This is a genomic window from Collinsella aerofaciens (genome assembly GCF_015557435.1).
GTDB lineage: Bacteria > Actinomycetota > Coriobacteriia > Coriobacteriales > Coriobacteriaceae > Collinsella > Collinsella aerofaciens_Z.
This window is the reverse complement of the sequence record NZ_JADNOH010000037.1, coordinates 44,257-70,614: the sequence shown is the minus strand read 5'-3', so window position 1 is coordinate 70,614 and position 26,358 is coordinate 44,257. Positions and strand designations below refer to the sequence as shown.

Here is a 26,358-nt window from a genome sequence, read left to right as displayed (position 1 = left end):
GGGGTTACACATGAACGCTTCTGAAAGTGTTGTAAACGTATCGGTTAATGCGAATGTCATTGATTCTTCGGCTCAAACGCTTGTATTCCGTGAAGCATGCGGCACCGCGACTATGGATGGCGTAGAAGGTCGATTTGAGGTTTCCCATCACGCAGCAACTGGCGCACCGATTGTTGGGCTTCCAAATGGCAGCTTTGTTGTCTTCCCTTGGTCAACTCTTATTTGCGCCGCAACCGAAGCATCCAAGCGTCATGAGGTGTGCCAAAGGTGAACCAAAACGCCGTTTTCGGGCATCGCGGCGACCGAGGACGAAACGCGAGATAAACCGCCGCTTTCGGTACGGGTTAAAACCGCCCGTGCCAGATAAGAAGTAATTATCAGGCAATCGTGAGAAAGGAGGGTGCCAGTGGAGCCGCAAACGTTCGATTTCAAGCCCGACACGCCGAAGCTGAGCAAGGAAATGCAAGCGACGTTGGCGAAGACCGAAGCCGCCCTAAAGCAGATGTGGGAACGCGAGAAGCGGGAAGCGCAAACGGTCTACGAGATCACGATTCCGACGCAAACGCTAACCATCTTCGGCAAGGAGCACGCAGAGCACATCTTGCGGACGTTGAAGGGCTTGAAGCTCACTGGCACCTACCGCATCACGAAGAAATGAGGTGCGATGAAAACCATTGAGCTTAACGACGATGACTGGGCGCGGCTCAAACGCAAGCTGATGAACGGCAGCGTTGACGATGCCCTGAAGGACTACACGCCGCCCGTCAAACTGACGCACGGCACCGAATACATCACATACGAGAAGGAAGGTTACGAAGATGATTCCGAATCTGACAACTGAGCAGCGCCGAGAAAACCTCGAAAAGGCGAAGGCCGCACGCCAGCGCCGCGCCGCGATCTTGAAGGGCGTTGCCGATGGCTCTTACAGCGTGCCCGACGTGCTCAACATGGCTGGCAACGATGACACGGTGGCGAGAATGAAGGTCTTTACGCTCATCAAGGCCGCACCGGGCTACGGCTTCGCCCGAACGCAACAGACCATGCGCAAGCTGCACATTTCCGAATCGCGCCGCCTTCGCGGTCTTGGCGCAAACCAACGCGCCGCGCTTGTCGAGCTGTTCGGTGGTGGTTCTCGATGATTCAGAAGTTTGTTGATGCGTGGATGAAGAACCGCGATCTCATCCAAAGCTGGCTTGAACCGATATGCCTTGGCTGCGATTACTCCGATATCGTCAAGGCGACCGTCAAGGCAATTGCGCTTGAAGCGACGGGCGACTATTGCGACCCTAAGCCGGACTTCGAGAACATCCACGAAATCAACGATGGAGACTATCAGGGGACGCTTGTTTACGTCATTCCTGAAGCTGGCTATCAGCCTAGCGAATACTGGTACGTCCGCGTTTCGTATGTCTCTTGCTGCTGTTGCGACACTCTGCAAGGTGAGCAGATGCGCAGCAAAGAAGACTGCATCAAGGGCGTTATGGCGCTCAGCCTTCATATCGTTCAGCAAATGCGCAAGATGGGTGGTGTTGAGGTATGAGCCTAAACAAGATCACGCTTTCGGGCAATCTTGGCGCAGATGCCGAGCTGCGCTATACGAAAAGCGGAAACCCTGTCGTTTCGTTCTCGCTTGCTGTCAACGAGCGCACGCCGAACGGCGATGGCACATGGGGCGAATACACCAACTGGCCTGATTGCGTCATGTTCGGCAAGCGCGCCGAAGCGCTCGCGCCGTGGCTTCGCAAGGGCACCAAGATTTCGCTTCTCGGACGCATCCACACGCGAAGCTACCAGAAGGACGGCCAGAGCATCAAGCGTTGGGAAGTTCGCGTTGATGATGTGGAGCTGATGCAGTACAAGCGCGATGCGCAATCGACGGCATCAGCGAACGCAGCCGCGCCCGGTCTTGCGATGGCTACCGGCGACCCGTCGCCCGTTGCACCAGCGCAACCGGCAGCGCCCGACATTTACGACGATGACATACCGTTTTAGGAGGTTTACCGATGTTCGATTTCTTGAAGAGGAAGGCGAAGCCGAGTGCGGCGGCTACCGATAAGAGCAAGCCGCTATGGGTGGAGCTGTTCGACACTCAGCCCGTCGATTCCGCAGGTTCGCTTATCGCTCTCGATGACCTCGTTTCCTATCGCGGCACGCTGCTTCAGGTCGTGGCGATGAGCCACAAGCAGAAAGTTGTGTTGCGCACGCCCGGAAAGAAAAAGGGCGGTTTCTGGGTTGCCGCTTGTAACTGCACGCTCGTTAAGCGCCACGCGCGGAAGGAGAACTAACATGATCGGTCGCAAGATGCGGGCTAAGAAGGTCGCCGAGGGTATCGACATGCCGACATATGCCCATGATGGCGACGCTGGGCTTGACCTTCGAATCACCGAGACTGTCACGCTCGAACCGATGCAGAAGTGCGTTGTCGGCTGCGGTCTTGCCGTCGAGATTCCTAGCGGCTGCGTGGGGCTGGTGTTCCCGCGCAGCGGCCTTGCGGCAAAGCAGGGCATCACGCTTTCGAATAGCGTTGGCGTTATCGACAGCGGCTATCGCGGCGAGGTCTGCGCGGCTCTCATCAACCAGAGCTATGAGACGGTGACGCTCGAAGCTGGAACGCGCGTCTGCCAGCTTGTCGTTATGCCGTATGTTCCTTGCGAGCTTGTGCCGGTTGATGAGCTTAGCGACACCGAGCGCGGCGCGGGCGGCTTCGGCAGTACGGGCGTTGAGTAGGTGACGCGATCTTGAAAGCAAAGGAGTATTTCGAGGGTATCCGCGCCGAGGTGGTGAAGACCGATAAGGCGCGGGATATGCTCGAACGCATGAAGGCCAAAGAAGGTGCCAAAGCGCAGAGCTACACGGAGGGGCGCGGGGGCGGTGAGGTTTCCGATGGGTCGCTCTCGATATTGCAGCGTATCGACTTCGAAGACAGGTTGCAGCAGCGAATCAATGACGCGCAAGGCATGATTGACGAAGCGTGCGAACTGCTTTACGGGCAAGACGGGCGCGGAGGTCTTGCCAAGCTCAAAGGCACCAGATACGCCGACGCAATCTGCATGGGCTATCTTCAGGCGCAGGAATGGGCGGAGATAGCAGACATTATGCAATGCTCGCAGCAATGGTGCCGCGAACTCTGCAAGGCTGGCTTCGCCTACATCGACCGCGTAGGATGGGCGAAATTGAAGAACGCCTAAGATTGGCACTTGCGTTCACTTTCCGCCTTCTGCTAAAGTTCGGTACGGTGGATTAGGTAAGGCCACGGGCGACAGCGCTCGTGGCCTTTTTGTTTGGGGGTGCGCATGGCTAAGGACTTCTCGCGCGCCTTCTACGCTTCCGCTGACTGGGAACACGCCAGAGACGCGGCATTGACGCGCGACGCTCACCTATGCCAGCACTGCTTGCAGCAAGGAGAGATCACGCCCGCTGTCATGGTGCATCACATCATCGAGCTAACGCCAGCGAACATCAGCGACCCAAGCATTGCGACTGACCCAAGCAACCTCGTTAGCCTTTGCGACAGGTGCCATAAGAAGGTGCATGGTTGGATAAGGCAAGGTTCGACACGACAAGGGCTGGCCTTCGACAGCGACGGCAATTTGATATCGCTTGGCGATTGATTCAAAAACGCAACACAACACAGAGCGACCGCGAGAAAGCGGACGCAAAACCGCAGGTAAACCCGCGAGACAATCCCCCCGGTCTGCAAAACACAGGCGGTGCCTAGGGCACCAACGCCGGGAGATAATTTCTTGCGCGTGACGGATTTTCGAAAGGGGGTGGTCTTGCGATGACGGCAAAAGTAGGCAATACTTCGAAAGTTTCGCCCGCAGTCGCGGGGAATAGCCCGCCGAAGCGGCGAGTTGCCAAGGAGAAGCGCGTAGAGAGCGAGCTTCGAAAGCTGCGCGAGATCACCAAGGGCGCTATCCCCGATGAGAAGCGAAAAACCGTCATGCCGCTTCTGGCGAACCTCGCTTTTCTGAAGGTCAAGCTTGACGATGCCCGCGCCGATCTGCTCTACGAAGACATTTTCACCGAGTACGACAACGGCGGAGGGCAAACCGGGCTGCGCGAGCATCCCGGCTTCAGCGCTTACAACAAGCTGTTCACCACGTTCTCACGCGGCGTGAAGCAGCTAACCGACATGATGCCGAACGGCACCGCCGCTGCCGACGCGCTCATTGACTTCATCAATGAAACGCGGTACGGCTAGGGCGAAGTCTAAGGGCGGCTCGTGCGAGCGCGCGATACGCGAATACTTCGGCGGCATACTGAGCGGCGAGATCATAGCGTGCGAGAAGATGAAGCAGGTTGCCGCTCATGTCCTGCGCGACATGGACAACACCGACCCGCTCTATCCGTACCACTACCGCGAAGAGTTCGCGCAGAAGCACGTTCGGTTCATCGAAAGCTTCTGCCGCCTACCGTCCGGGCGCTTGGGGCACGATTTCAAGCTAGAGCTTTTCCAACGCGCCATTCTGTCGGTTGTCTTCGGCTTTGTTGATGCCGAGGGCGTGCGGCAATACCGCGAAGTGCTCTGGATTATGGGGCGCAAGAACGGAAAGACCGCGCTTGCGTCTGCGATAGAGCTTGACTTGCTCGTGAACGACGATGAGGGCGCGCCGGAGGTCTACAACGTCGCCACCGCACACGATCAGGCGGCAAAGGGCTTCAACAACGCGTGGCGTATGGTGCTCACAAGCCCTGCGCTTGCTAAACACATCAGAAAGCGCGTGTCAGACCTTTACTGCGACCTGAACATGGGCACCATCAAGGCGCTGAGCGCCAACACGAACCACCTTGACGGTCTGGACATTTCCGGCGCTATCGTTGACGAGCTGGCCGCGATGAAGAACCGCGACCTTTACGACCTTACGATGCAGGGAACGTCCGCCCGCCGCCAACCGCTCGTTTTGGAGATCACGACTAACGGTTTCGTGCGAAACGGCATCTTCGATGCTCAATACGAGTACGCGACCAAATGGCTTGACGGCAAGGCGACAGGCGAGAAGGCAGAGCGCTTCATAGCGTTCATCTTCGAACTTGACGAGCGCGAAGAATGGCAGGACGAAGGCGCTTGGGTCAAGGCTAACCCCGGCCTTGGCACCATCAAATCGCTGTCGGCGCTTCGCCAGAACGTTTCTAAGGCGAAGGACGATGCGACATACCTTCCCACTCTGCTAGTTAAGGACTTCAACCTCATTGAAAACCAGTCTCAGGCTTGGCTTACGTGGTCTGAGATTCACAACGAAGCCACTTTCGACCCCGGCGACGGAACGTTTACGTATGCCGTGCTCGGCGTTGACGCTGCGGATACGACCGACCTTACCGCCGCTTGCCTTCTCATGCAGCGGCCTAACGATCCGAACTTCTACGCGCTGCACATGGCGTGGATTCCGCTTCGCGCGTTGGAGCAAGCGGAGAAGGAGGGGCGGCGCGGGGGGCGCGACGGCGTGCCCTATGACGCGTGGATTGCGCGCGGGCTTATGCGGACGTGCGAAACGCCCATCATGGACAAGCGCGACGTTCTGGATTGGGTGGCCGAGGTTCAGGACAAGTACGGCATCTATGCCGTCTCTTGCGGCTACGACCCGTGGCACATGCGCGACGTGCCGACCGTGGAAGCATACGAAGACTATTTCGGTGCCGACAACCTGCAAAAGGTCATTCAGGGCGCGCAAACGCTGTCAATGCCGATGAAGGAGCTTCGAGCGCTCTATAAGGAAGGGCGCATCGTGGACAACGCCAACCCGATTGCCGAATGGTGCCGCTCGAACGTCGCCATTCGAACCGACGTGAACGGAAACATTCAGCCGGACAAGAAGAACCAAGACCCGCGCAACCGCATAGACGCGTGGGCGGCTGAGTGCGACGCGTTCATTGCGATGAAGAACATTGCGGACGATTACCGCGCGATGATAGGAGGTTAGAGTTGAGCAGATCACAACCGTTTCTGCGCTCGCTCTTCGATGCGGTGTTCCACCGTCCGCAGATGCAAGCGGTAAACGGCTATTTCTCCACGTTCACGGCCTATGCCCCGTCGTTCACGACGTGGCAGGGCGGGCTTTACGAAGCAGAGCTTACGCGAAGCATCATCGAGAGCGGCGCAGACCACGCAAGCAAGCTGAAACCGGAGGTTTCCGGCTCTGCTCAGCCTGTCGCCGCGCGTGCTCTCAGGCAGCAGCCTAACCCGTGGATGACCACGCCGCAGTTCATCAAGCGCATTTGGACGATTCTTCAGGTCAACGACACGGCGCTTATCGTGCCTATCGACGCTGGCGACGGTATTACGATCACCGGGTACTATCCCGTGCTGCCGAGCCAGTGCGAAGCATACGACGTTGACGGCGAGCTTTGGCTGAAGCTCACGTTCCCGACAGGCGACAGCGTGCTTGTCGAGTGGTCGCGCGTCGGCGTGATGACGCGCCACCAGTACCAAAGCGATTTGTTCGGCGACGGCACGAACGTTCTTCAGCCGACGCTAGAGCTTATGCACGCTCAGAACGAAGCCGAGCAGTCGGCTATCAATCAGGGCGCAGCAATTCGCTTCATCGGCAAGCTGAGCCAGAACCGAAACGAAGGCGACCAAGAGCGGGCGCGAAAGGCGTTCAACGCTCAGCTTTCCGCTGACAACGCGGGCGGAATCGCGGTCTATGACAAGCTGTTTTCTGACGTTGAGCAGATCACGCCGACAAGCTACACGGTCGATGCGGCGCAGATGGAGCGAATCGAGAAGAGCGCTTACCGCTTCTTCGGCTCCAATGAGGATATCGTCACGAACTGCGCGGACGAAGACACCTTCAACAGCTACTACGAAGGACGCATCGAGCCGTTCGCTGTTCAGCTCGGCTTCGTTATCACCTCCATGACGTACACGGCGAACGAGATAGCGCACGGAAACTCAATCATGTTCAGCGCGAACCGCCTAGAGTTCGCCAGCAACACGACGAAGCTTAACGTTTCCGTCGCGCTTTTCGACCGTGGTATCTGGAACGGCAATCAGGTAGCCGATGTTTTCCAATCCCCGCACTACGAGGGCGGAGAGCGCCACGTGATACGCGGCGAGTACATCGACCTAGAACTTATCAGCGAGCATACGGCGGAACAGGCGGCGCAAGCCGCAGAGACGAACGCGAATATAGCCGCAATCGACGCGAGCAGCGGCTACGGCGACAAGAAGGAGGTAGACGATGCCAGCGAAACCGAGTGAGCGGCAATACCGTTCCCTTGCCGTTCCGCTCAACGTGCGGGCGGCTGACGGCGCAACCAAGAAGCGCTTTGACACGGAATACTACGTTGAGGGCTACGCTTCTACTTTCAACGACCCATACGTTCTGTTCGAGGATTTCGACGGCACAAAATACATCGAGGTTATCAGCCCCGATGCCTTCCGCGAAGCGGACATGAGCGACGTTATCCTTCAGTTCGACCATGCGGGCAGAGTGTACGCCCGCATGAGCAACGGGACGCTCATTGTGGAGCCGGACGAGCACGGGCTTTTCATCGCCGCCGACCTGTCGCGCTCTCAGGGCGCGCGCGATCTCTTCGAAGAGATAAAGGCCGGTCTTATCACGCGCATGTCATGGGCTTTCACGGTAGCGGCAGACGAATACGACCGCGAGACGCATACCACGACCATTACGCGCGTCAAAAAGGTTTTCGACGTGTCCGCCGTCAGTCTTCCGGCTGACCCGAACACTGAGATATCAGCAAGAAACCTGCTCAACGGAGCGATTGAGCAGTCGCGCAAGGAGCTTGCGCGCCGTAAGAGTGCCCTTGCCGTTGCGAGGGCGACACTGGCAATCGCCAAGAGCAGAAAGGTTTAGAACAATGGACGAAATGACTATGGATGACCTGCTTAACGAGCTTCAGGGTCTTGTCGATAAGTACAAGGCCGATGACGGCACCGACACCGAGCCGACCGAGCAGGACGCAGAGCGCATGAGCGCGCTTACCGCCGAGATCGAGAAGCGCAACGCCGCCGCCGCTCAGCGCCGCGACAGCCACACCGCGACCGTTGCAGCCGCGCGCGCCGCTATCGAGAACGGCACCGCCCGACGTGTCGATTCCGTGCCGCTGGGGACTTCCGCGAGCGCTCGCGGTGCTCTTCCGCAGGTGCGCGACACCACCGACTACAACGCCGCCGCCCGCCGCGCGTGGGTGAAGGACATTGCCAGCCGTTCCGGCGTGCAGCTCATCGGTGGCACCGAGCTTACGCAGGTTGAGCGCGACGCGTACAACCACCTTATCGAGCAGCGCACGGCGTTCACGCATCTGACCAGCAACACCGATGCGGTTATCCCCGTCGAGCTTCAGACGCAGATTTTCACGCTGATTGACAACACGGCTGTTCTCTACGGCGACATCCACAAGGACAACTTCCCGCATCAGTTCGAGCTTATCCGCCATAAGAGCATCAAGGCTGGCGACGCGGCGAAGACCGATGAGGGCGCAGCGCCCACCGATGAGGAGCAGAACGAGTTCGACATCATCACCCTTACGGGCGAGGAGATCAAGAAGACCGTCAAGATGAGCCGCAAGATGGCGGTTCAGTCTATCAGCGGCTTTGAGCAGTACATCGTTAACGAGACTGGCGCGCGCCTTGCCGTCGCCGCCAACGCGCGTGTCCACGCCAAGACGGTTGACGGCACGCTCGGCATGGATTCCGGCAACAAGATTAACTGCGCCACCGCTGGCACCCTGAAGAAGGCTGATATCACCAAGCTTCTGGGAATGCTCTACACCTACGGCAACCCTGCGCCGAAGGGCTGCATTATTTACGCCAACGGCAACACCATTTGGAACCACATTGCTATGGTCGAGGATGCCAACGGGCGCTCTTACTTCGTGGACGAGAAGACCGAAGACCCCGCCGTTGAGGGGCATATCTTCGGCAAGCTCGTAAAGCGCGACGATTCGATGGCGGACGGTATCATCAAGGCGGGCTATCCCGACCTGTTCCGTGGAAACATCTTCGACGGCGTGGACATTACGCCCTACGTCGAGCCGGGTACGCAGAAGCGCTGCTTTGACGGATACCTGCTCTTCGACGGCGGGCTTGTCGTGCCTAAGTCTTTCGGCCAGCTCACCATCGGCACCGCCGTTAAGGCTTAGGAGGTGCCGCATGGCAGAGAAGCCGACGCTGCTTGACGCGTGCCGCGAAGCGCTGAGGATTCCCGCCGAATGCACCGACTTTGACGCTGAGATCGAAGACCTCATCGAAGCCGCCCGCGCCGCGATGCGCGCGGGCGGCGTTGCCGATTCCGTAGCCGCCGACGATTCGAACAGCACGGTTCGGCTCGCGGTGAAGGTCTACTGCAAGGCGAACTTCGGCATGGACAACCCCGATGCCGACCGCCTTACTCAGAGCTTCGACGATCTGCTAACCATGATGCGCGGCAGCTCGGAGTTCGGGGGCGCGTCATGAGCATGTGGGCTGGCACGTGCCAGCTCATCGCTAAGACCGTCAAGAAGGACGAATACGGCGTGCAGCAGACGGAGGAAACAAAGCGAAAGGTGTTCTGCAACGTCTTCTCTATGGGCGATGCCGCCTACTACGCCGCCGCTGCCGCTGGCATTCACCCCGAAGCAGTGTTGCAGATTCGAAAGAGCGCCTACAACGGAGAGCGGCTAGTCGAGTTCGACGGCGCGCGGCTCACGGTCGCGCGCGTTGACAGGTCAAGCCCCGACTTCGTGCGCCTGACGCTCGCTGAGGTGGTGGGCGACCGTGGCTGAGCAGAGCATCGAGCGGTTCATACGAAGCTGCATGAAAGAGTGCGTGGACGATAACGTTTCCGCGCTCGCTGAGAACGCGGGCGAAGCCGGAAGGCGCGCCGTGAAGCTGTTGAAGCAAGAAAGCAAGGTGCGCACCGGCGCTTACAAGAAGGGCTGGAAGGCCGACGTTAAGACCGATGAGACGGGCACCGAATGCACCGTGCACAACCGGCGATACCAGCTAACGCACCTGTTGGAGAACGGCCACCAGATCACGAACCAGACCGGCGAGGATTACGGCACCGTTCCCGGCGACGGCGTTATCAGGAAGGTTGCAGACCAAGTGGCGCGAGAGTTCGCGGAGATGGGGGGCGACGGACGATGATTGAGCTAAAGGCGCTCTGCGGCGTTCTCGATTCGCTCGGCATCCCGTGGGCTAACCAGCGCTTCGCTGACGGCGAGGAACCGGCACCGCCCTTCATCTGCCTTGTTGCGGGCTACAACGAAGCGGCCTACGCGGACAACGGCACCTATCTTTCGTGGATGCCCTACGATATCGCGCTCTACACGCGGCACCGGGACTACGCGACCGAGAAGCGCATACGCGCCGCACTCGAAGCCGCCGAGTGCCCTTACACGCTTGGCATCACAGAGATTGATTCAGAAGAGCTTACCGAAGCGGCGTTCACCGTGAACGTCGCAGAGAGTTAGGAGAGACCAAATGGCACGAAACGGATTCTTCGGCGTGAAGAACTCGCATTTCGCGATCTGCACCGACGAAGACGCACTTACCTACGAAGACCCCGTGCATGTCGCGGGAACCGTAGCTATCAGCATGGAGCCGACCGTTGAGACGGCAACGAGCTACGCCGACAACGAGCCGTGGCTTGACAAGCAGCAGGACAACGGCGGCTCTGGAACCATGAGCTTCTACGACACCGAGAGCACCGCCGAGCTGCGGCAGCTCATCGCAGACCTCGTGGGCTACGAAATCGCGCAGGACGGGCGAACCATCCTGAGCGCCGACCGCACGCCCAAGAAGTTCGCCTTTATGTGCGAGCAGCCGGGGCACGTGCTCGGTCGCCGCCGCTGCCTTCTCATGTGCCAGCTCTCGAAGCCGACACAGGAGCTTAACACCGTTCAGGACACGCCCGAGATCACGCAGCTTGATTATCCGTTCACGTGGCGACCGGTCACTATCCCGAGCACCGACATTCGCACGAGCGGCTATGACAGCTTCACCGGGCTTGCCGACTACGACACCTTCTTTGATGCGGTCAATATCGAGCTTGAGCACAAGACCGAACCGACGGTCTAGGAGGTTTCGAATGCTTATCAAGGTTGGCGAAAAGGAGTTCGAAGCGACCTTCAACGCATTCACTCCGATTGCCTTTTCCCGCTGCTTCAATGTCGTGAAGCCCAACGGCACCATGAGACCGAAGGACATTAACGAGGATACCGGCGCGATCTTGGAGAACTTGGACAAGTTCGGATTCCCACCGCTCGTGCCGCTTCTCGAAATCTTCTACGCGTGCATCAAGACGGCAAACCCTCAGTTCGATGAGAAGTTCGATGAGTGGGTTTCGTCCTTCCCCGCCGATGGCTACGACTTGGAGCGCAAGGACGGTTGGGCTACCGACGTGATGCGTATTGTGATGGACAACTTTTTTCCAAGCGCCGCGCAAGATGCAGTGGAAGCCGAGGAAGCCGAAAAGGCCAGCGCCGCCGCTTCCAAGTAACCTGCAAGACGCGTGCGACGCGCGATACATCTACAACTGCCAGCAATGCGGCCTGACGCTCTCAGACCTTCAGATGATGAGCTACCGGCAGGTGCAAGACCTTTTGGAAATCAACGCGTTCTACGCAGACGCTGCGGCGCACTACGACGAGGACGAGAAGGCGCGCAAGGCCGAAGCCGCGTTCTGGTCATGACATGAAGTGAGTTCTTGACGGCAGCGCACCCGCGAGGGCGCGTTGCTTCAAGCACTCATGGGACTTTGACAACCGAAGAGGGGTGATTACGTGGCGGTCACTTACAAGGGGCTTGTTATCAAGTTCGGCGGCGACACGACCGAGCTTCAAAGCGCCCTGAAGAAGGTTCAGCAGGCATCGCGCGACACCCAAAGCGATTTGCGCGATATCAACAAGGCGCTGAAGTTCGACCCCGGAAACACCGAGCTGCTAGAGCAGAAGGTAAAGGCGCTCAACTCTGCCTACGGCGAGACGAAGCAGAAGCTTGATGCTTACAAGCAAGCGCTCGCGCAGTTGGAGAGCAAGAAGCAGAGCGGCGCGCAGCTCACGGCTCAGGAGGAGCGGCAGTACGACAGCCTGAAGCGCGCGATCATGCAGTGCGAGCGCCAGCTTGACAGCTACGGCAGCGAGCTTGCGGACACGGCGCGCGAAGCGGACGCATCGCGCACGGCGCTTTACAAGGTTGGTCAGACCATCGAGGACAACGCCGACAAGCTTTCAAACGCCGGGTCTAAGATTTCAAGCGCGGGAACGGCATTGTCTGGCGGCATCATCGGTGCGGCTGGCGCGCTTACCGGCCTTGCATCGAGCCAAGAGGAAGCGATACAGCAGAGCGGGCAGCTCGAAACGGCATGGGTGAGCGCTGGCGGCACCGCCGAGCAAGCATCTTCGACCTATGCGAGCTTCTACCGCATCCTTGGCGATTCTTCATCTGCCACGGAAGCGAGCCAGAACCTAGCGCGCCTGACAACCAACGAGCAGGAATTGCAGCAGTGGACGGACATTGCCGCTGGCGCTTACGCGACATTCGGCGACGCTCTGCCGCTTCAGAACTTGGCGGAAGCAGCGCAGGAGACGGCGCACACGGGCACCGTCACTGGCGGTCTTGCCGACGCTCTCAACTGGTCTACGGCATCAGCCGAGCAGTGGAGCGCCGCGCTGTCCGGTCACTCTTCGGCTCAGGCCGCTTTCAATCAGGCGGTCGCCGAGGGTCAGACAAAAGAAGACGCTTTTAACGCTGCTCTTGCCGCGTGCGGAAGCGAGCAGGAGCGGTCGCAGCTCATCACCGAGACGCTTACCGGGCTTTACGCGGACGCGGGACGGCAGTACCAAGAGACGAACAAAGACCTTCTCGCTTCGCGCGACGCGCAGAACGAGATGAACCAGAGCATGCAGGAACTCGGCGAAGCGGCAATGCCAGTCAAGACCGCCGTAACCGAGATCGGGACGAGCCTTCTTAACACTCTCGCGCCCGCGCTCGAATCCGTAACGGGCTGGTACAAGAACCTAACGCCAGAGCAGCAGACGCTTGTTAATAACCTCGCGCTCGGCGCGGTCGCCTTCGGCGGCGTGACAACCGCCATTGGTAAGACGATGGAAGCCGCAGAGGGCGTGGGAAGCGCCTTCAAGACCGCTGGCGAGCTTTGGGGCGGCGCTAAGAAGCTCATGGGCGACACGGGCTTTCTGAGCAAGATAGGAACCGGCTTCTCTAACATCGTCACCAAGGCGGGCGGTCTGGGAACCATGCTCACCGGCACGCTCTCTAGCGGTTGGACGGGCTTTACCGGTCTTATCGCCGCGCATCCTATCGGCCTTGGCGTAGCCGCCGTGTCAGCCGCCGTCGCTGGCCTTACGTGGTTCTTCACGCAGACCGAGACGGGTAAGCAGATGTGGTCTGACTTCACCGGCTGGATTTCGGAGAAGTGGCAAGCCGTGCAGGATTTCTTCGCTGGCGTGCCTGAGTTCTGGGGCGGAATCTGGGAGCAGGTCAGCACCGGCGTTTCTGATTTCTGCACCGGCGTTGGCGAGAAGTGGGAGCAGCTGAAGCAAGGCGCTTCCGACACTTGGGAGAACATCAAAACCGGCGCTTCGAACGCTTGGAACGACCTTAAAACCAACGTCGGGAACCTCGCACAAGGCGCGGTCGATACCGTGTCTAACTGGTGGAACAACCTAACCGGCAACACCGATTCGGCCTTCGGGCAAATCGCTTCCACGGTGCAGAACGACATGAACACCGCGAAGACGGTTGGCAGCTCTGCGGCTGGCGCTCTGCAAGCCGCGATGAACGGCGACTGGGAGACGGCGAAGAGCCAAGCGGCAAACGCCTTCAACGCGATTAAAGACAACATCGGCTCGAAGCTTGACGCTGCCGAGAGCACGGCGGTTAGCATCGCAGACCGAATCGGCGACAAGCTGGGATTCCCCGGCCTTGGCTCGAAGGTGCGGGGCGTTTTCGACAGCATCAGGGGCTTCATCGAGAACCCGATTGAAAGCGCGTGGAACGCGATTTCTAGCATTCCGCAGAAGATCATGAACGCCTTTGGCGGAATCAAGATCAGCATTCCGAAGCCGAAGCTTCCGCACTTCAACGTCAGTTGGAACGAGTTTGGCCCGATTTCGCTACCGAGCGTGAGCATTAGTTGGTATGCGCGCGGCGGCTACTTCGATGAGCCGTCAATCGTCGGCGTTGGCGAAGCTGGCGGCGAGTTCATCGCGCCTGAGAAGCAGTTGCAAGGCTTCATCGAAACGTCGGTAAACCGCGCGTTCTCTCGGTTCGCCGACGCGCCGAGCCAGCCCGTTAACGTCGCCGTGACGGTTTACGCCACGGTCGCTGACGGCGTGGACGCATACGAGACAGGCCAGCAGATCGGCGCTGGCATCGCAAGCAAGCTGAAGCAAAGGGGGGTGCCAGTTGCAACTTAGACGGACTAGGAACCAGCACGACCGAATCATCTTCAACGGCACCGACCTATCGAAGCTGGTTTACTGCAAGGTGCGCCGCCCCATCATGGCGACCGTCAACGCGACGTTCGAGAGCGTGCCGGGGCGGCATGGCGAGGTCTTCAAGAGCGCCTACCGTGGCGGCTACGACCTGCCCGTTGAGATTTGGCTTAGGACTGAAGACCGCCGCGAGGTCGCGGAGATGCGGCACAAGCTCGCGGCGGCTCTCTGGACTGACGAACCCGCGCCGCTCTACCTACCCGATGACCCGACGCGCTACTTGCTCGCAATCGTGAGCGGCAGCACCGACTTAGACGAGATCACGGACGAATGCCCGACAACAACCGTGACTTTTCACATCGGCGACCCGGACTATTACGGACAGAAGCGCCGCATGGAGGTTTCGGCTGGCAACATCTACGTAAACGCTGGCGGCAACCGACCCGCTTACCTGAAGGTCACGGCGAAGCCATCTGCTGGCAGCACGTGGCGGATTACGAACGTCGATACCGGCGAGTTCGTGGCTATCAATACGGCGCTCACGTCTTCGAGCACCATACGGCTTGACATGGCGACCGAGCACGCGACGGTCAACAACCAGACAGCGCCGGTGACGATTGATTCGGATTACTTCGAGATCAACGGACGATGCCACCTGAACATCACCAACGGCACCGCGATTCTTGAGTGGGTGGAACGATGGCTTTAATAAGACGTATCGGCTTCACCCGCTTCAACCGCTGGGGCGACAATCTGGGGCGGCTCACGGTGAGCGCTGCGACGCACACCGACGCGCTGGACGGAACCGACGAACTGAACATCACGTGCGCCGAAGACCTCGTGAAGGGCGACCGCGTAGTCTGGATTGACCTTCAGGGCGTGTGCCACGAGCACATCGTTGACACCATCGACCGCGTACACGACGATGACGGCGCGCCAGAGACGCAAGCCGTCTGCATCAACTCGGTTAACGAGACGTGGGATGACTGGCTGGACGATAAGCGGCCTTCTGGCAGCGTGTCGGTAGCCCTCACGTCCATTATCGCAGACACGCGCTGGGAGGTCGGCACGTGCGATCAGGGCGGCAGCGCTTCGCGCACCTTCTACCATGAGAGCGTGCGCGAGGGATTGGCCGGAATCATCGAGACGTGGGGCGGCGAGCTTGAAACGCTCATCGTCCACGACGGCGCGGGCATAGTTAGCCGCCGCGTGGGCGTGCGCGCGAAGCGCGGAAACCAGAGCAGTGCAAAGCGGTTCACGTGGACTAAAGACCTCGTTTCCGTCAAGCGCTCGGTTGCGAGCGACAACCCGAAGACGCGCGTCTACGGCTACGGCAAGGGCGTTGAGACTGAGAGCGGTGGCTACGGTCGCCGTCTCACCTTCGGCGATATCAACGGCGGCAAAGACTACGTGGAGGATGCCGAAGCAACAGCCGTCTGGGGGCACCCTGACGGCGAGGGCGGCATTCTTCCCGCCGTCGCGTCATACGTCAACGAGCAGTGCGAGGATGCGGCGCAGCTCTTGCAGGAAACGAAAGACTACTTGGAGCAAGTGAAGGAGCCGAAAGTAACCTACACCGCTTCGGTTATCGACCTATACGCCTTCGGGCGCTCGTGGGAGGGCGTGGGCGTTGGCGATGACGTTGCGATCATCGACAAGGGCTTTTCTGCCGAGGGCGTGCGCCTTCATGGCCGCGTGTCTCAGATTGAGCGCGACTTGCTCACCGGAGACGCGACCGTTACGTTCGGCACTCTTACTGACAACATGGCCGACATGTGGCAGAGCGTGAGCAACGCGTTAAAGAGCAACAGCCAGCAAAACGCAATCTATGACGCTGCGGCGGGCACGTCGGTTTCGTGGCTTCAGCAGCTTCAGGCCGCGCTAAACGCTCAGTTCAACGCCGTTGGAACCTATAAGGTCGAGACATTCGAGCTTGGCACGATGTGGAGCAATGTACCCATCGACGCTGAAACAGGTTTGCCGGTCAAAGCGACTTCGGGCATGTGGGCTGTCAACATTAACGGTATGGGCATGCGACTTGCCGCGAACCTCACTTCTGACGGTCAATGGGACTGGCGAACCTTCCTGACAGGCGCTATGGTGAGCGCCGACGCGATCAACACGGGAACCATGAGAGCCGAGCGCGTGCGTGCCGGTCTTCTGACCGACGAGAAGGGCAAAAACCGCTGGGATTTGACAAGCGGCGAGTTCTCGCTTTCCGCAAGCACCGAGGTTGGCGGCAAGACCGTTCAGAAAATCGCCGACGATGCGGCAAGCTCAGCCGTCGATGCTCAGACGCAACGCGACATATTCAACAAGCTGACCAACAACGGGCAGACACAGGGAATCTACCTTAGCGGTGGTCTGCTCTACATCAATGCCAACTACATTGAAACGGGCATCATCAGCGACAGATACGGTCGCAGCACGTGGAACCTCAACACCGGTTCGCTTACGACAAACTACATGACGGCAAACAATATCGACGCTAACGGTACGTTCGAATGCGGTTCTGCTTCAAACCTCATTCGTCTTGCCAGTGGCGAGATTAAAGGCTACGAAGACGGAACGCAGATCGGGACTATCGACTTCTCAGCGCACATGCGAAACGTTAGCACCGGACAGCTAACGACCGGTCTTCAGTTGACGGGAAACCAGCATATACGAATCACCACGCCGCTTATTTCCGCCGCTGCATCTAGCAGTGAGAGCACCACGACAACGCATGCGATTACGAAAGATTGCACGTTGCATTACATCAGCAAGATTCAGGATGACGGCGACGGCACGATTACATGGTGGAACGCAACGCGAAGCATCGACTTTGTAGACGGCTTCTGCACGGTATGCAACTTCGACTAGGAGGAACGATGAGCAAGACCCTTTATCACATGCTGCACGACCCGATAGGCAACTGCGAAGCGATGGTGACCGAATACGACGAAGAGCTTATCAACCGCGCCGCGAGCAACGGAATGATTTTCATTGCAGTTGATGAAGACGGAAACCGAACCGTCGTGCAGCCGGAAGACGTGAAGGAGCCAATCAACGACGATCAGCCCTTCACGCTCGTTCAGCCCTTGTACGTCGATGACCGAATGAGGGCGGTTGTCGATGTGTTCGACGCTTTGGCTGCGAGCGTGCCAGCCGTCGCCGCGAGCGCGGACGTGCAGCCCGTGTCTAGCAAGGCGCGATCTGCTATGAGCTTCGCCGAAGCGCTCGAAGCCCTCCGCGCGCTCGCTTACGGAACCGGCGAGGAAGGCGGCGAGTGATGAGCAACACACGGACGCTTGAACTCGATATCTCGAAGGAGGGCGCGGGAACCTGCATCAAGGTTGGTCAGGGCGACGATGGCGGAACCACCATCAAGGCTCTTATCTACGACAACGGCGCTGAGTTCTCGCTTTCCGGCGCTACGGCATGGCTTGTCGTGCTTCTGCCTAACAAGCGGAACTACTATCGCGGCCAGTGCTCGGTGAGCGGAAACTCCGCCACGATCACGGTTGACGAATCGAAGCTTTGCAGCGTGTCCGGCTACACCGACGAAGCCTATTTCACGATCACGAAGAGCGGCAAGACCTATTCGACGGAGCGCTTCGCAATTGAAATCCTGCGCAGCGCTCTTGACGGGCAGCAGCCCGCGCAGAACTGGGATGATGCCGTGCAAGACCTCATCGACCGTGGAGAGACGGCGGTAAAGAACGCAAACAGCGCGGCGAGCGCGGCGAATACCGCCGCTGGCAAGGCAAACACTGCGGCGAGCACAGCCAACAGCGCCGCGACGAACGCGAACAACGCGGCAGATGCCGCCAACACCGCCGCATCTGCCGCAAACACGGCGAAGCAGAACGCGGACGCTGCGACCACGGCTGCGAACAACGCCGCGTCTGCCGCCAACACGGCGAAGCAGAACGCCGACGCTGCGACCGCAAGCGCCAACGCCGCCGCGAGCGCGGCGAACACCGCTGCCGCGAGCGCGAACGCCGCTGCTGAGACTGCAAACGGCGCGGCAGAGGATGCCACCGCCGCCGCGCAGAACGCGTTTAACATCGCAAACTCTATCGCGGCTATCGAACCGCCGTCAGATGACGAGGTGCAAGAGCTGCGCGAAGAGAATGCGACGCTTGCGCATGCGGTTACTGAGCTTCAGGACGATTACCTATACCTCGGCGAAACGCTCTACGTGCCTTCAAGCAGGGTCACGGCTCAATCTGGCGAGAGCATCACGCTTTCTCAGTCGAGCGTTTCGGGAGAGACTGCGACACTCAACTAAGGAGGTTCTTTCATGGCTGACATTTCCGTTCTCAACGTCGGCGGCTCGGCTAAGAACATCAAGGACACTTCGGCGCGCAACTCGGCAAACGCCGTCACGACCGCCGAGGAATACGACCGCCAGCACAACATCAACGCTTACGCGGGGCGCTCGCTCGCTTCGGTCTTCGCTAACGAGATCGGCGACACCGACATTTACACGTGGCTTCGCAACCGCGCGCGAAACGCCAACTTCGCCGGTCTTCGTATCGGCGACTACATCGACGTTCCCGTTTCCGAGGGCGCTAACGTGCCCGCGCAGACGGTGCGTTACCGCATCGGCGCTATCGACCAGTATTACCAGTGCGACGACACCGCGAAGGGGCACCATATCGTCATGGTGCCGAAAGCGCCAGTCTCCGTGACGGGCGACAAGGCTTCTAACACGAGCTACCTTCAGTGGCGCGAGACGAACGACAACAACGGCACCGCCGAAGAGAAGCACCCTTACTTGTGCTCGAAGCTCCACGATTGGGAGATCAACGATTTCTTGCCCGCTCTGCCGTCCACGCTTCAGAGCGCCATTCTCGCGCAGCGCGTGCTTCTCGAAGAGCGCTATTCTTCTTCCGGCAAGCTCACTGAAGCGAGCGGTTGGAGCTGGGCGGACTTGGGCAAGATTTGGTCGCCCTCAGAGATGGAGGTTTACGGGTGCCCGGTATGGGGCAGCAAGGGCTACTCTGTCGGCTTCGATTCGCAGTTCCCCATCTTCACGGACACCGCAAGCCGCATCGTGGGCGGTCGCGTCACTTGGTGGCTGCGGTCGGTCATGGGCGGGTCTTCGTCTGGCGCGTGCTATGTCGGCGGCTACGGCTATGCCTACGGCTATGCCCCGACGTACGACTGGGTGCGCCCGCTGCCGTGCTTCCTCCTAGGCTGATAAAATCAGCCGTACATAGTACAGGTCTGGCGCATGCCTTGCGCATGCGCCTATACTTCCCCGCGCGAAGCGCGGGCGAAGTATTTTTTTGAAAATCACGGAGGGGGGGATGTTGCAAATTGAGCGGCGTATATGTGCGGAACCGCAACCTAAGCACGTTCGAGTATTTCAACACTGCGGTTTCGATTCGAAACGAAGTGACGCGGCTTGTCACTTCGGGCGCGGTGCCCAAATCCTATCGCTTCATCTTCGCCGTCCCCATGGCGGAGACGGCGCGAAGCGTGGTGTTCAACCTCGTGAAGGCTGATGCCTTCTACCCGAACACACAGCGGAACGTCGAGGAACGCAAGCATTACATGACGCTTGCCTTGGCAGACCTAAACCAGCTTTACCAAGACCTGCAATGCCTTCTGGCGATGAAGCTACCCGTCAAGGTGGCTAAGTTCGAAGAGATCTCAGAGAGCATCGAGAACGATATAAAGCTCATAAAGGGCGCTCGCGCGGGCGTGAAGCTCATTGGAAAGGGGTAGAATGTTCGCGCGTTGTCCCTTGGAAATCATCGCGTCAATTGGTGGCTGCGGTCGGTCATGGGCGGGTCTTCGTCTAGCGCGTGCAATGTCAACAGCAACGGCAATGCCAACAACAATGCCCCGACGAACGACTGGGTGCGCCCGCTGCCGTGATTCCCAAGCATTGCCAGACCGTGCGGCCGGAAGCGCCGCGCGCCGTGCATTTGAGGAAGGAAGGGGCGACCATCGGGCGCAAGCCCGTAAATATGCACCCCGCGACGGTTGCCGTTCGCTGCTTGCATGGCGCGGTTCTCGGTGTTCGACCGCGTTTCATGGTCAACCGTCAAGCGGCTGCTGGATGCCGATTGCGAGCCGTGCGGGGTGCCCTCATGAACTCTGAAGAGCGCAGGGCTGCGCGCCGAGCAAGGCGCGATGCCAAGCGCGCGGAAAACAGGGCTAAGCGCATCGAGGGATGCACGCTAGAAGCCGTCGCCGATCTCGATAACCTATACGATGCCGCCAACGGCGCTGCCGCTGGCGTGCGCTGGAAATCGAGCGTGCAGCGCTACATGGCGCGCGTCATTCCTAACATCATGAGAGCGCGGCGCGACCTTCTCATGGGCGCAGACTTCCGGCGCGGCTTCATAGAGTTTGACTTGTTCGAGCGCGGCAAGCTTCGTCACATCTGCTCTGTCCACTTCTCAGAGCGCGTCATACAGAAATCGTTGAGCCGTCACGCCCTAGCACCCGCGATCTGGCCTACCCTCGCCGAGGGATGCACCGCGAACGTCAAGGGGCGCGGCACCGACTACGCGATTCGGCGCATGAAGCGCCAGCTTGTCGAGCACCACCGAAAGCACGGAACGGAAGGCTACATCTTGCAGGTCGATTTCGCGGACTACTTCGCAAACATCGACCACGACGCATGCAAGCGCCTTATCGACCGCGCCATTGACGATGAGCGCGTTAAGCGCGTCATGAGCGACCAGATAGACGCTCACGGCGCGCGCGGCTTGGGTCTTGGCAGCGAGCCGAACCAGATTCTAGCCGTCGCCCTGCCTTCGCCCGTTGACCATCTGATGCTGTCCCTTCCGGGCATCTTGGCGAGCGGGCGATACATGGACGATAGCTATTGCATAGCTCTTGACAAGCAGACGCTTTGGGACGCTCTTTCGCGCATCGAAGCGCTCTGCGACGATCTGGGAATCATCATCAACCGCAAGAAGACGCGCGTTGTGAAGCTGACGCGCGGCTTCGTGTTCCTGAAGAAGAGGTTTTCATATGGCGAGGGCGGAAAGGTTGTCGTTCGCCCGTGCCGTTCCTCCGTGACGCGGCAGCGGCGCAAGCTGAAGAAGCAAGCCGCGCTGGTCGCCAAGGGGATTATGACCGTCGAGCAGGTCAACCAATCCTACCAGTCGTGGCGCGGCAGCATGAAGCGCCTTAGCGCGCACGAGACGGTAAAGCGCATGGACGCGCTATACAAGGAGCTTTTCGGCTGAGGAAGCCGACATGGCAAGGTATCGAAGCCCTCGCATTAGCGGGGGCTTTTTTGTTGCGAGAGAAAGGGGAACACATGACATTCACCGAAGAGGAAGAGGGCAAGCTTCGCGCGATCATCGCCATTTTCGACGGTCAAGCGCCGTCGCTCTCTAGCGACGTGGCGGCGAAGTGCCCTGCGCTTTTCGCAGAGTGGGACGGAGACGGCCACGCCTACGCCGAGGGCGAGCGCGTGCGCTTCGAGGGCGTGCTTTACACGTGCCTTCAGGCTCACACTTCGCAGCCCGATTGGTCGCCCACGGCAGCGCCGAGCCTTTGGGCGAAGGTGCTTGAAGCCGGAACGCCCGACACGCCGACAGAGGAAGTGCCCGAATGGGTGCAGCCCGATTCTACGAATCCCTACCCGCTCGGTGCCCGCGTGAAGCACAACGGCAAGGTCTGGGAATCCCTCGTTGCCAACAACGTATGGGAGCCGGGGGCTGTCGGCACCGAAACCGTCTGGCGAGAGGTGACGGAGGGCTGACGTGGCGGAGAGCGTTTTAGACCATGCAGCGGCGTTCGGTGCCGAATGGTTCTTCGCGTTCCTTATCGCTATCGGCTTCGGAATCCTCGCAAAGCAGCTGCTTAACGAGTACCAGCGCAACAACGAGCGCAAGGCGGAGCTTGAAGAGCGAAACGCGGCGCGACAGTCAGAGCTAGAGCTGAAGCGCGAAGAGCGCAAGCGCGACGAACTCAACGAGCGCGCGCAGCGCGACCGCGAGCGCTCGGAGATGGAAGGCCGTATCGCTGCGCAGATGGAGCGAAGCAACAACATTTCGGAAGGGCTGCAAGCCGCTATGGAATCTCTCAGGGCTTCCACTGAAGCGCTGCACGACGAAATCAGGGAATCGCGCGAGCACTCGCACGACATGGCAAACAAAGTCGATCACATCTACGACCGCGTAGACCTCATCTATGAAAAGGAGAACTGAAATGATTAACTTCACCGCACGAATTAAGAACAAGACGTTTTGGCTGACCCTCATTCCCGCTGTTCTGCTGCTCGTGCAGGTTGTCGCCGCGCCGTTCGGCTATCAGTGGGACTTCGGCGTTCTGAACGAGCAGTTGGCAGCGATCATCAACGCGCTTTTCGCCGTGCTCGCGATTCTGGGCATCGTGACTGACCCGACCACGGCTGGCGTGGGCGATTCCGCGCAAGCGCTCACATACACCGAGCCGAAGCGCGATGAGTAGGCTAAAGGCTGTCGCCCTCGTGCTTTCCGGCGCGCTCGCGTCAATGCTCTTCTGCGGCTGGCTCATCGTCGGCCATATCGAGAGCGACGCGGGCGCGCTCGCTGAAGCGCGCGAAGAGGGATACGCGGCGGCTGAGGAAGACCGCCTAGCAATCGTTGTCGATAGGCCGATTGCCGAGGGTAACAGCATGCCGCTATGGCTTCAGACAGACCCGCAATGGGACTACATACCCTATGCGGGCGGCACCATCGGCGACTACGGCTGCGGCCTTACGTGCGCCGCTATGGCTATCAAATACATGACGCTTCAGGACATTACGCCGCTCACGCTCGCATCGTTCGTGGGCGACGCCTGCCTTACCGATGGCGTGAACGACCCCGGCAAGTTCTGCGCGTGGATTGCCGAGCATTACCCGGAATACGGCATTGAGAGCACGCCGATTTCTTACGATCTCGCGCCCGTCCTTCAGAACGTGTCTGACGGATGGCTTGCCTTCGCTGGCATGAGCGGAACGCTAGGCGATAGGGACTACGGCGGGCACGTCGTGCTGATCTGGCGCGCCGACGATGACGGCTACTGGATACGCGACCCGGCGAGCGCCGGGAACTCGGCGCGCGCCTTCACGCTCGAAGAGCTAGAGAAGGTCGATTTTCATTACTTCTACTGCATCAGAGGGGGCTTCTATGGCACTCAACGGCATTGACATTTCCAACTACCAGCGCGGGCTTGACCTCGCGCAGGTGCCTTGCGATTTCGTTATCTGCAAGGCGACCGAGGGAACCACTATCGTTCACAACACCTGCGACCCGTGGATTCAGCAGGCTATCAAGCTCGGCAAGCTCTGGGGCTTCTATCACTTCATGAACGGAGAAGACCCCATCGCTCAGGCTAAGCATTTCGTCGCAAGCTGCCGTAACTACTTCGGCAACGGTATTCCCGTTCTCGATTATGAGATGTACGGGCGCATCGGAACCGACAAGGCAAAGCAGTTCCTCGATTACGTCTACGATCAGACCGGCGTTCGCTGCATCGTCTACATGAGCCGTAGCGTTTGCACCGAAGAAGATTGGTCGAAGATTGCACCGAATCACGCGCTATGGGTTGCGCAGTACGCCAACAACAACCGCACCGGCTACCAATCTTCGCCGTGGCTTCCCGATGGCGGCTTCGGCGCTTGGGGTAGCTGCGCAATCCACCAATACACTTCGAATGGCCGTCTCGATGGCTTCAACGCGCCGCTTGATCTCGATATCGCCTATATGACGCGCGAAGCGTGGGGCAAGTTCGCCAACCCGTCCGGCGCGGCAGCTCCCGACGTTCCGCCCGCAGAGGTCGCCGAGCCTTCGCCGGAGGGCACGACGCTTGACCTTGCAGCGGCGGTCATGCGCGGCGAGTATGGCGTTGATGATGAGCGCCGCGAAAAGCTCGGCGACCGTTACCAAGAGGTGCAAGACCTCATCAACTACATTGACGGCGCTTCCGCTTCTCAGCTCGCAGACGATGTGGAGCGCGGAATGTTCGGCGTTGTGCCGACGCGCAGCGACGTTCTGGGCGACCGCTTCAAAGAGGTTCAGGCAATCGTCAACCAGAGGGCGGGCGTTGGCTCTGCGCGCGTCTACACCGTCAAGAGCGGCGACACGCTCAGCGAGATTGGCGCTTCGCTCGGCATCGACTGGCACACCATCGCAAGCAAGAACGGCATTGGGGCACCTTATACGATCTACCCCGGCCAGAAGCTTTCTTATTAGTGTTCAAGCGGGGTACCCTGACAAGGGGTGCCCCGCTTTATGCCGTTATACGGGCTTACAGCAAGCCGCCCATCTGGTGTTTTGCAAACACCAGAAATGGCTATTTCTGGCACGTTCCAACGACAACAAACCAGTTTTTCGATACCCTTACAATGCAAGTATCGAGTTGGATAGCCGCGCGGGTGGCGGTATTGGTGGAGTTCGCCGTTTTTCTCATAAGCTCCACCAACTGTTCAGTAGGCGAACACATACGCGTGTTCGTCGTTAGGCGGGCGTTCGTATTGCTCGTCAGATAGAAAGAAGCCGCTCCATACGGGGCGGCTTCTTTGCGTTCTAGGCCTGCGGCATGATCTCCTGCTCGCCGTCCTCGTCCATGTACGGCATGAGGAACACGCCGCCCTGCTCGGTGGTAAGCAGCAGGTACTCGCGGTTGTGCTCGTCGCACACGATTTCCTGGCCGATGCCCTCGGGCAGGTCGTATATGGGGCCGTCCGTGCGGGCTTGCCTCACGGTCACGTCTTGCGCTCCCATGGCCTGCGACGCGCAGCTGGCGGCGGCCAGGACGATGAACAGCAGGACGACCGCCGCGAGGATGGGGCCGCACCCGCCGTTGCGCTCCTCGTCTGCGGGGCTCGGGTACGGCATGGCCTATCCCACCTTCACCAGATAGTCGTCGGCCTCTGGCTTGCCCGTGGCCTTGCCTACGGCGATGTAGCGCGTTGCGCCGCTGTAGCCCGTGTATCGGCCCCACACGTAGCCGTCGGCGATCTTGTACCAGTTATCCAGCGTCACGGTCTCGCCGCTGGAATAGTGCGCCACCTCGGTGCCGCCCAGGCCGGGGGCGTCGCGCACGCGCAGGTAGTCCACAGTGCAGCGGTAGGTGCCGCCGAAGTTCTCGGTCGTTTCCTGCTGCGCAGGCTGCGGCTGCGGGACGGCTGCTGGGGCGCTTCCAGCAGTGATGCCGAAGCATTCCAGGTAGATGCGCGCCAGCTCGTCCAGGTTGCCGTTGAACTTCTCGCGGTCGCCGTCGTTGTCGATGAAGCCGTTCTCGCACAGGCGGTAGTTGATGCCGCGCGCGGCGGCTCGGTTCGGGTTCGCGAGGTCGGAACGGCGCACCAGCTTCTCGGAGCGCCCGGGCATGAACGCCGCCAGCTTGTCGGCCAGCGCATTGTCGTACTCGTCAGGCTCAAAGCCCTCCTTGATGATGACGTGCGCGCCGTGGGCCGTGGCGATGCCGCTGGCGTCCATGTGCAGCTCCACCACTGGCGCGTCGGTGCTCAGGCGGTTAAGCCCGCCGTCGGCGTACCAGTTGCGGGACGTATCGCCCAGCTCGACCTCGGAACCGCCCAGTTCCTTGATTCGCTGGCCCAGGGCGCGAACGCGCTCGGCCTCGGTGCAGCCGCCTGCGCAGCAGCCGGGGTCGCCAGCGCCGTGGCCGCAGATGATGAACAGTTTAGCCATTGCCTACTCCTTCCCGCCTACGGTCACGCCCAGCAGGGCATCGAGCCACTTGGACGTGATGCCGACGCTCTTGAACAGCGTGTAGGCCGCCTGCACGCCGCCTACCACGGCGAAGGCGCACGTGACCCATGCGCCCGGGTCTGCGGGCACGCCGCCCACGAAGCCGGTCACGACGCCCGCCAGGAGCGAGCAGCCCAGCGCCAGGATGCGCGCGGCCTTGCCGGTCATGGCCTCGGTCTTGATCAGCTGCACCGCGAACGGCACGGCGAAAGACAGCACGATGGCTGCGATTGCTTGCATTTCTGTCATTTCGGATTCCTTT

38 protein-coding genes are annotated in these 26,358 nt (G+C 59.8%); 35 read left to right on the top strand and 3 right to left on the bottom strand.

All coding sequences use genetic code 11. The features are described from left to right. Window positions 1–10 precede the first annotated feature (10 nt). From I2G43_RS03145 to I2G43_RS02980, 35 genes are all read left to right on the top strand, one after another. Window positions 11–271 (top strand): hypothetical protein, encoded by a 261-nt coding sequence (locus I2G43_RS03145; protein ID WP_195535042.1) that lies wholly within the window; start codon window positions 11–13, stop codon window positions 269–271. A gap of 135 nt (window positions 272–406) precedes the next feature. Then, on the top strand, window positions 407–658 hold the full coding sequence (locus tag I2G43_RS03140; RefSeq protein WP_195495896.1) for a hypothetical protein: 252 nt from the start codon (window positions 407–409) through the stop codon (window positions 656–658). Between the two features lie 6 nt (window positions 659–664). Further along, window positions 665–841: a hypothetical protein gene (locus I2G43_RS03135; protein WP_195535041.1), complete on the top strand. Its 177-nt coding sequence runs from the start codon at window positions 665–667 to the stop codon at window positions 839–841. Continuing rightward, window positions 819–1,139: an integration host factor, actinobacterial type gene (gene mihF / locus I2G43_RS03130; protein WP_195535040.1), complete on the top strand. Its 321-nt coding sequence runs from the start codon at window positions 819–821 to the stop codon at window positions 1,137–1,139. Before I2G43_RS03135 ends, mihF begins: the two co-directional genes overlap by 23 nt. Continuing rightward, the gene (locus tag I2G43_RS03125; RefSeq protein WP_195535039.1) at window positions 1,136–1,540 is read left to right on the top strand and encodes a hypothetical protein; all 405 of its coding nucleotides are present in this window, start codon (window positions 1,136–1,138) and stop codon (window positions 1,538–1,540) included. Before mihF ends, I2G43_RS03125 begins: the two co-directional genes overlap by 4 nt. Then, complete coding sequence (locus tag I2G43_RS03120) at window positions 1,537–1,992, top strand: single-stranded DNA-binding protein (protein WP_195535038.1); 456 nt, start codon at window positions 1,537–1,539, stop codon at window positions 1,990–1,992. The genes I2G43_RS03125 and I2G43_RS03120 overlap by 4 nt, the downstream gene beginning before the upstream one ends. Window positions 1,993–2,003: 11 nt before the next feature. Then, window positions 2,004–2,285, top strand: a complete 282-nt coding sequence (locus tag I2G43_RS03115; RefSeq protein ID WP_195535037.1) for a hypothetical protein — start codon at window positions 2,004–2,006, stop codon at window positions 2,283–2,285. A gap of 1 nt (window position 2,286) precedes the next feature. Next, window positions 2,287–2,727, top strand: coding sequence for a dUTP diphosphatase (dut, locus tag I2G43_RS03110; RefSeq protein WP_195535036.1), 441 nt, complete (start codon window positions 2,287–2,289; stop codon window positions 2,725–2,727). 11 nt (window positions 2,728–2,738) lie between these two features. Then, the gene (locus I2G43_RS03105) at window positions 2,739–3,188 is read left to right on the top strand and encodes a hypothetical protein (protein ID WP_195535035.1); all 450 of its coding nucleotides are present in this window, start codon (window positions 2,739–2,741) and stop codon (window positions 3,186–3,188) included. Window positions 3,189–3,293: 105 nt separating this feature from the next. Next, complete coding sequence (locus I2G43_RS03100) at window positions 3,294–3,611, top strand: HNH endonuclease (RefSeq protein ID WP_195535034.1); 318 nt, start codon at window positions 3,294–3,296, stop codon at window positions 3,609–3,611. A gap of 170 nt (window positions 3,612–3,781) precedes the next feature. Then, a complete protein-coding gene (locus I2G43_RS03095) occupies window positions 3,782–4,204 on the top strand; it encodes a hypothetical protein (RefSeq protein ID WP_195535033.1) in 423 nt (140 codons plus the stop codon). Continuing rightward, a complete protein-coding gene (locus tag I2G43_RS03090) occupies window positions 4,185–5,921 on the top strand; it encodes a terminase large subunit (RefSeq protein ID WP_195535032.1) in 1,737 nt (578 codons plus the stop codon). The genes I2G43_RS03095 and I2G43_RS03090 overlap by 20 nt, the downstream gene beginning before the upstream one ends. 2 nt (window positions 5,922–5,923) lie before the next feature. Next, the gene (locus I2G43_RS03085; protein ID WP_195535031.1) at window positions 5,924–7,201 is read left to right on the top strand and encodes a phage portal protein; all 1,278 of its coding nucleotides are present in this window, start codon (window positions 5,924–5,926) and stop codon (window positions 7,199–7,201) included. Further along, window positions 7,182–7,817: an HK97 family phage prohead protease gene (locus I2G43_RS03080; RefSeq protein WP_195535030.1), complete on the top strand. Its 636-nt coding sequence runs from the start codon at window positions 7,182–7,184 to the stop codon at window positions 7,815–7,817. Before I2G43_RS03085 ends, I2G43_RS03080 begins: the two co-directional genes overlap by 20 nt. A 4-nt stretch (window positions 7,818–7,821) precedes the next feature. Further along, window positions 7,822–9,105 carry a phage major capsid protein gene (locus I2G43_RS03075; RefSeq protein WP_195535029.1) on the top strand — a complete coding sequence of 428 codons (1,284 nt, stop codon included), beginning with the start codon at window positions 7,822–7,824 and terminating at the stop codon, window positions 9,103–9,105. A gap of 10 nt (window positions 9,106–9,115) precedes the next feature. Beyond that, on the top strand, window positions 9,116–9,418 hold the full coding sequence (locus I2G43_RS03070; protein ID WP_195535028.1) for a head-tail connector protein: 303 nt from the start codon (window positions 9,116–9,118) through the stop codon (window positions 9,416–9,418). Further along, window positions 9,415–9,726 carry a phage head-tail adapter protein gene (locus I2G43_RS03065; protein ID WP_195535027.1) on the top strand — a complete coding sequence of 104 codons (312 nt, stop codon included), beginning with the start codon at window positions 9,415–9,417 and terminating at the stop codon, window positions 9,724–9,726. The genes I2G43_RS03070 and I2G43_RS03065 overlap by 4 nt, the downstream gene beginning before the upstream one ends. After that, window positions 9,719–10,090 carry a hypothetical protein gene (locus I2G43_RS03060; protein WP_195535026.1) on the top strand — a complete coding sequence of 124 codons (372 nt, stop codon included), beginning with the start codon at window positions 9,719–9,721 and terminating at the stop codon, window positions 10,088–10,090. Before I2G43_RS03065 ends, I2G43_RS03060 begins: the two co-directional genes overlap by 8 nt. Next, on the top strand, window positions 10,087–10,416 hold the full coding sequence (locus I2G43_RS03055) for a hypothetical protein (RefSeq protein ID WP_195535025.1): 330 nt from the start codon (window positions 10,087–10,089) through the stop codon (window positions 10,414–10,416). Before I2G43_RS03060 ends, I2G43_RS03055 begins: the two co-directional genes overlap by 4 nt. Window positions 10,417–10,426: 10 nt before the next feature. Continuing rightward, window positions 10,427–11,023, top strand: a complete 597-nt coding sequence (locus I2G43_RS03050; protein WP_195535024.1) for a major tail protein — start codon at window positions 10,427–10,429, stop codon at window positions 11,021–11,023. Between the two features lie 10 nt (window positions 11,024–11,033). Continuing rightward, on the top strand, window positions 11,034–11,444 hold the full coding sequence (locus tag I2G43_RS03045; RefSeq protein WP_195535023.1) for a hypothetical protein: 411 nt from the start codon (window positions 11,034–11,036) through the stop codon (window positions 11,442–11,444). A gap of 283 nt (window positions 11,445–11,727) precedes the next feature. After that, window positions 11,728–14,382, top strand: a complete 2,655-nt coding sequence (locus I2G43_RS03040) for a hypothetical protein (RefSeq protein WP_195535022.1) — start codon at window positions 11,728–11,730, stop codon at window positions 14,380–14,382. Then, window positions 14,372–15,109 carry a distal tail protein Dit gene (locus I2G43_RS03035; protein ID WP_195535021.1) on the top strand — a complete coding sequence of 246 codons (738 nt, stop codon included), beginning with the start codon at window positions 14,372–14,374 and terminating at the stop codon, window positions 15,107–15,109. Before I2G43_RS03040 ends, I2G43_RS03035 begins: the two co-directional genes overlap by 11 nt. Beyond that, window positions 15,100–17,262 carry a phage tail spike protein gene (locus I2G43_RS03030; protein ID WP_195535020.1) on the top strand — a complete coding sequence of 721 codons (2,163 nt, stop codon included), beginning with the start codon at window positions 15,100–15,102 and terminating at the stop codon, window positions 17,260–17,262. The genes I2G43_RS03035 and I2G43_RS03030 overlap by 10 nt, the downstream gene beginning before the upstream one ends. A gap of 8 nt (window positions 17,263–17,270) precedes the next feature. Beyond that, window positions 17,271–17,672: a hypothetical protein gene (locus I2G43_RS03025; RefSeq protein ID WP_195535019.1), complete on the top strand. Its 402-nt coding sequence runs from the start codon at window positions 17,271–17,273 to the stop codon at window positions 17,670–17,672. Continuing rightward, entirely contained in the window at window positions 17,672–18,673 is a 1,002-nt protein-coding gene (locus I2G43_RS03020; protein ID WP_195535018.1) for a BppU family phage baseplate upper protein, read from the top strand. The genes I2G43_RS03025 and I2G43_RS03020 overlap by 1 nt, the downstream gene beginning before the upstream one ends. Before the next feature lie 12 nt (window positions 18,674–18,685). Next, on the top strand, window positions 18,686–19,588 hold the full coding sequence (locus I2G43_RS03015) for a DUF6273 domain-containing protein (protein WP_195535017.1): 903 nt from the start codon (window positions 18,686–18,688) through the stop codon (window positions 19,586–19,588). Window positions 19,589–19,707: 119 nt separating this feature from the next. Next, window positions 19,708–20,118 carry a hypothetical protein gene (locus I2G43_RS03010; protein ID WP_195535016.1) on the top strand — a complete coding sequence of 137 codons (411 nt, stop codon included), beginning with the start codon at window positions 19,708–19,710 and terminating at the stop codon, window positions 20,116–20,118. Between the two features lie 12 nt (window positions 20,119–20,130). Next, the gene (locus tag I2G43_RS10690) at window positions 20,131–20,271 is read left to right on the top strand and encodes a DUF6273 domain-containing protein (RefSeq protein WP_416378102.1); all 141 of its coding nucleotides are present in this window, start codon (window positions 20,131–20,133) and stop codon (window positions 20,269–20,271) included. A gap of 215 nt (window positions 20,272–20,486) precedes the next feature. Further along, window positions 20,487–21,596: an RNA-directed DNA polymerase gene (locus I2G43_RS03005; protein ID WP_229071511.1), complete on the top strand. Its 1,110-nt coding sequence runs from the start codon at window positions 20,487–20,489 to the stop codon at window positions 21,594–21,596. Between the two features lie 74 nt (window positions 21,597–21,670). Beyond that, window positions 21,671–22,117 (top strand): carbohydrate-binding protein, encoded by a 447-nt coding sequence (locus tag I2G43_RS03000; protein WP_195535014.1) that lies wholly within the window; start codon window positions 21,671–21,673, stop codon window positions 22,115–22,117. 1 nt (window position 22,118) lies between these two features. Continuing rightward, window positions 22,119–22,565, top strand: coding sequence for a hypothetical protein (locus I2G43_RS02995; protein ID WP_195535013.1), 447 nt, complete (start codon window positions 22,119–22,121; stop codon window positions 22,563–22,565). A gap of 1 nt (window position 22,566) precedes the next feature. Then, complete coding sequence (locus I2G43_RS02990) at window positions 22,567–22,827, top strand: phage holin (RefSeq protein ID WP_087193579.1); 261 nt, start codon at window positions 22,567–22,569, stop codon at window positions 22,825–22,827. Next, window positions 22,820–23,530 carry a C39 family peptidase gene (locus I2G43_RS02985; RefSeq protein WP_195535012.1) on the top strand — a complete coding sequence of 237 codons (711 nt, stop codon included), beginning with the start codon at window positions 22,820–22,822 and terminating at the stop codon, window positions 23,528–23,530. The genes I2G43_RS02990 and I2G43_RS02985 overlap by 8 nt, the downstream gene beginning before the upstream one ends. Beyond that, window positions 23,511–24,575 (top strand): GH25 family lysozyme, encoded by a 1,065-nt coding sequence (locus I2G43_RS02980; protein ID WP_195535011.1) that lies wholly within the window; start codon window positions 23,511–23,513, stop codon window positions 24,573–24,575. Before I2G43_RS02985 ends, I2G43_RS02980 begins: the two co-directional genes overlap by 20 nt. 333 nt (window positions 24,576–24,908) lie before the next feature. Here the strand turns inward: I2G43_RS02980 and I2G43_RS02975 are convergent, their stop codons facing one another. Genes I2G43_RS02975 through I2G43_RS02965 form a run of 3 tightly spaced genes read right to left on the bottom strand, consistent with a single transcriptional unit; the run spans window position 24,909 to window position 26,345 of the window. Further along, entirely contained in the window at window positions 24,909–25,220 is a 312-nt protein-coding gene (locus I2G43_RS02975) for a hypothetical protein (protein ID WP_117637894.1), read from the bottom strand. A 3-nt stretch (window positions 25,221–25,223) separates the two neighbouring features. Continuing rightward, window positions 25,224–26,036 (bottom strand): N-acetylmuramoyl-L-alanine amidase, encoded by an 813-nt coding sequence (locus tag I2G43_RS02970; RefSeq protein WP_117765363.1) that lies wholly within the window; start codon window positions 26,034–26,036, stop codon window positions 25,224–25,226. A 3-nt stretch (window positions 26,037–26,039) separates the two neighbouring features. Beyond that, window positions 26,040–26,345: a hypothetical protein gene (locus tag I2G43_RS02965; RefSeq protein WP_117637892.1), complete on the bottom strand. Its 306-nt coding sequence runs from the start codon at window positions 26,343–26,345 to the stop codon at window positions 26,040–26,042. Window positions 26,346–26,358 lie beyond the last annotated feature (13 nt).

Coding starts and splice junctions, on each gene's coding strand:
- I2G43_RS03145 (WP_195535042.1), top strand. CDS start 11: ATGAACGCTTCTGAAAGTGTTGTAAACGTATCGGTTAATGCGAATGTC.
- I2G43_RS03135 (WP_195535041.1), top strand. CDS start 665: ATGAAAACCATTGAGCTTAACGACGATGACTGGGCGCGGCTCAAACGC.
- mihF (WP_195535040.1), top strand. CDS start 819: ATGATTCCGAATCTGACAACTGAGCAGCGCCGAGAAAACCTCGAAAAG.
- I2G43_RS03125 (WP_195535039.1), top strand. CDS start 1,136: ATGATTCAGAAGTTTGTTGATGCGTGGATGAAGAACCGCGATCTCATC.
- I2G43_RS03120 (WP_195535038.1), top strand. CDS start 1,537: ATGAGCCTAAACAAGATCACGCTTTCGGGCAATCTTGGCGCAGATGCC.
- I2G43_RS03115 (WP_195535037.1), top strand. CDS start 2,004: ATGTTCGATTTCTTGAAGAGGAAGGCGAAGCCGAGTGCGGCGGCTACC.
- dut (WP_195535036.1), top strand. CDS start 2,287: ATGATCGGTCGCAAGATGCGGGCTAAGAAGGTCGCCGAGGGTATCGAC.
- I2G43_RS03100 (WP_195535034.1), top strand. CDS start 3,294: ATGGCTAAGGACTTCTCGCGCGCCTTCTACGCTTCCGCTGACTGGGAA.
- I2G43_RS03095 (WP_195535033.1), top strand. CDS start 3,782: ATGACGGCAAAAGTAGGCAATACTTCGAAAGTTTCGCCCGCAGTCGCG.
- I2G43_RS03090 (WP_195535032.1), top strand. CDS start 4,185: ATGAAACGCGGTACGGCTAGGGCGAAGTCTAAGGGCGGCTCGTGCGAG.
- I2G43_RS03080 (WP_195535030.1), top strand. CDS start 7,182: ATGCCAGCGAAACCGAGTGAGCGGCAATACCGTTCCCTTGCCGTTCCG.
- I2G43_RS03075 (WP_195535029.1), top strand. CDS start 7,822: ATGGACGAAATGACTATGGATGACCTGCTTAACGAGCTTCAGGGTCTT.
- I2G43_RS03070 (WP_195535028.1), top strand. CDS start 9,116: ATGGCAGAGAAGCCGACGCTGCTTGACGCGTGCCGCGAAGCGCTGAGG.
- I2G43_RS03065 (WP_195535027.1), top strand. CDS start 9,415: ATGAGCATGTGGGCTGGCACGTGCCAGCTCATCGCTAAGACCGTCAAG.
- I2G43_RS03055 (WP_195535025.1), top strand. CDS start 10,087: ATGATTGAGCTAAAGGCGCTCTGCGGCGTTCTCGATTCGCTCGGCATC.
- I2G43_RS03050 (WP_195535024.1), top strand. CDS start 10,427: ATGGCACGAAACGGATTCTTCGGCGTGAAGAACTCGCATTTCGCGATC.
- I2G43_RS03045 (WP_195535023.1), top strand. CDS start 11,034: ATGCTTATCAAGGTTGGCGAAAAGGAGTTCGAAGCGACCTTCAACGCA.
- I2G43_RS03030 (WP_195535020.1), top strand. CDS start 15,100: ATGGCTTTAATAAGACGTATCGGCTTCACCCGCTTCAACCGCTGGGGC.
- I2G43_RS03025 (WP_195535019.1), top strand. CDS start 17,271: ATGAGCAAGACCCTTTATCACATGCTGCACGACCCGATAGGCAACTGC.
- I2G43_RS03020 (WP_195535018.1), top strand. CDS start 17,672: ATGAGCAACACACGGACGCTTGAACTCGATATCTCGAAGGAGGGCGCG.
- I2G43_RS03015 (WP_195535017.1), top strand. CDS start 18,686: ATGGCTGACATTTCCGTTCTCAACGTCGGCGGCTCGGCTAAGAACATC.
- I2G43_RS03005 (WP_229071511.1), top strand. CDS start 20,487: ATGAACTCTGAAGAGCGCAGGGCTGCGCGCCGAGCAAGGCGCGATGCC.
- I2G43_RS03000 (WP_195535014.1), top strand. CDS start 21,671: ATGACATTCACCGAAGAGGAAGAGGGCAAGCTTCGCGCGATCATCGCC.
- I2G43_RS02990 (WP_087193579.1), top strand. CDS start 22,567: ATGATTAACTTCACCGCACGAATTAAGAACAAGACGTTTTGGCTGACC.
- I2G43_RS02985 (WP_195535012.1), top strand. CDS start 22,820: ATGAGTAGGCTAAAGGCTGTCGCCCTCGTGCTTTCCGGCGCGCTCGCG.
- I2G43_RS02980 (WP_195535011.1), top strand. CDS start 23,511: ATGGCACTCAACGGCATTGACATTTCCAACTACCAGCGCGGGCTTGAC.
- I2G43_RS02975 (WP_117637894.1), bottom strand. CDS start 25,220: ATGCCGTACCCGAGCCCCGCAGACGAGGAGCGCAACGGCGGGTGCGGC.
- I2G43_RS02970 (WP_117765363.1), bottom strand. CDS start 26,036: ATGGCTAAACTGTTCATCATCTGCGGCCACGGCGCTGGCGACCCCGGC.
- I2G43_RS02965 (WP_117637892.1), bottom strand. CDS start 26,345: ATGACAGAAATGCAAGCAATCGCAGCCATCGTGCTGTCTTTCGCCGTG.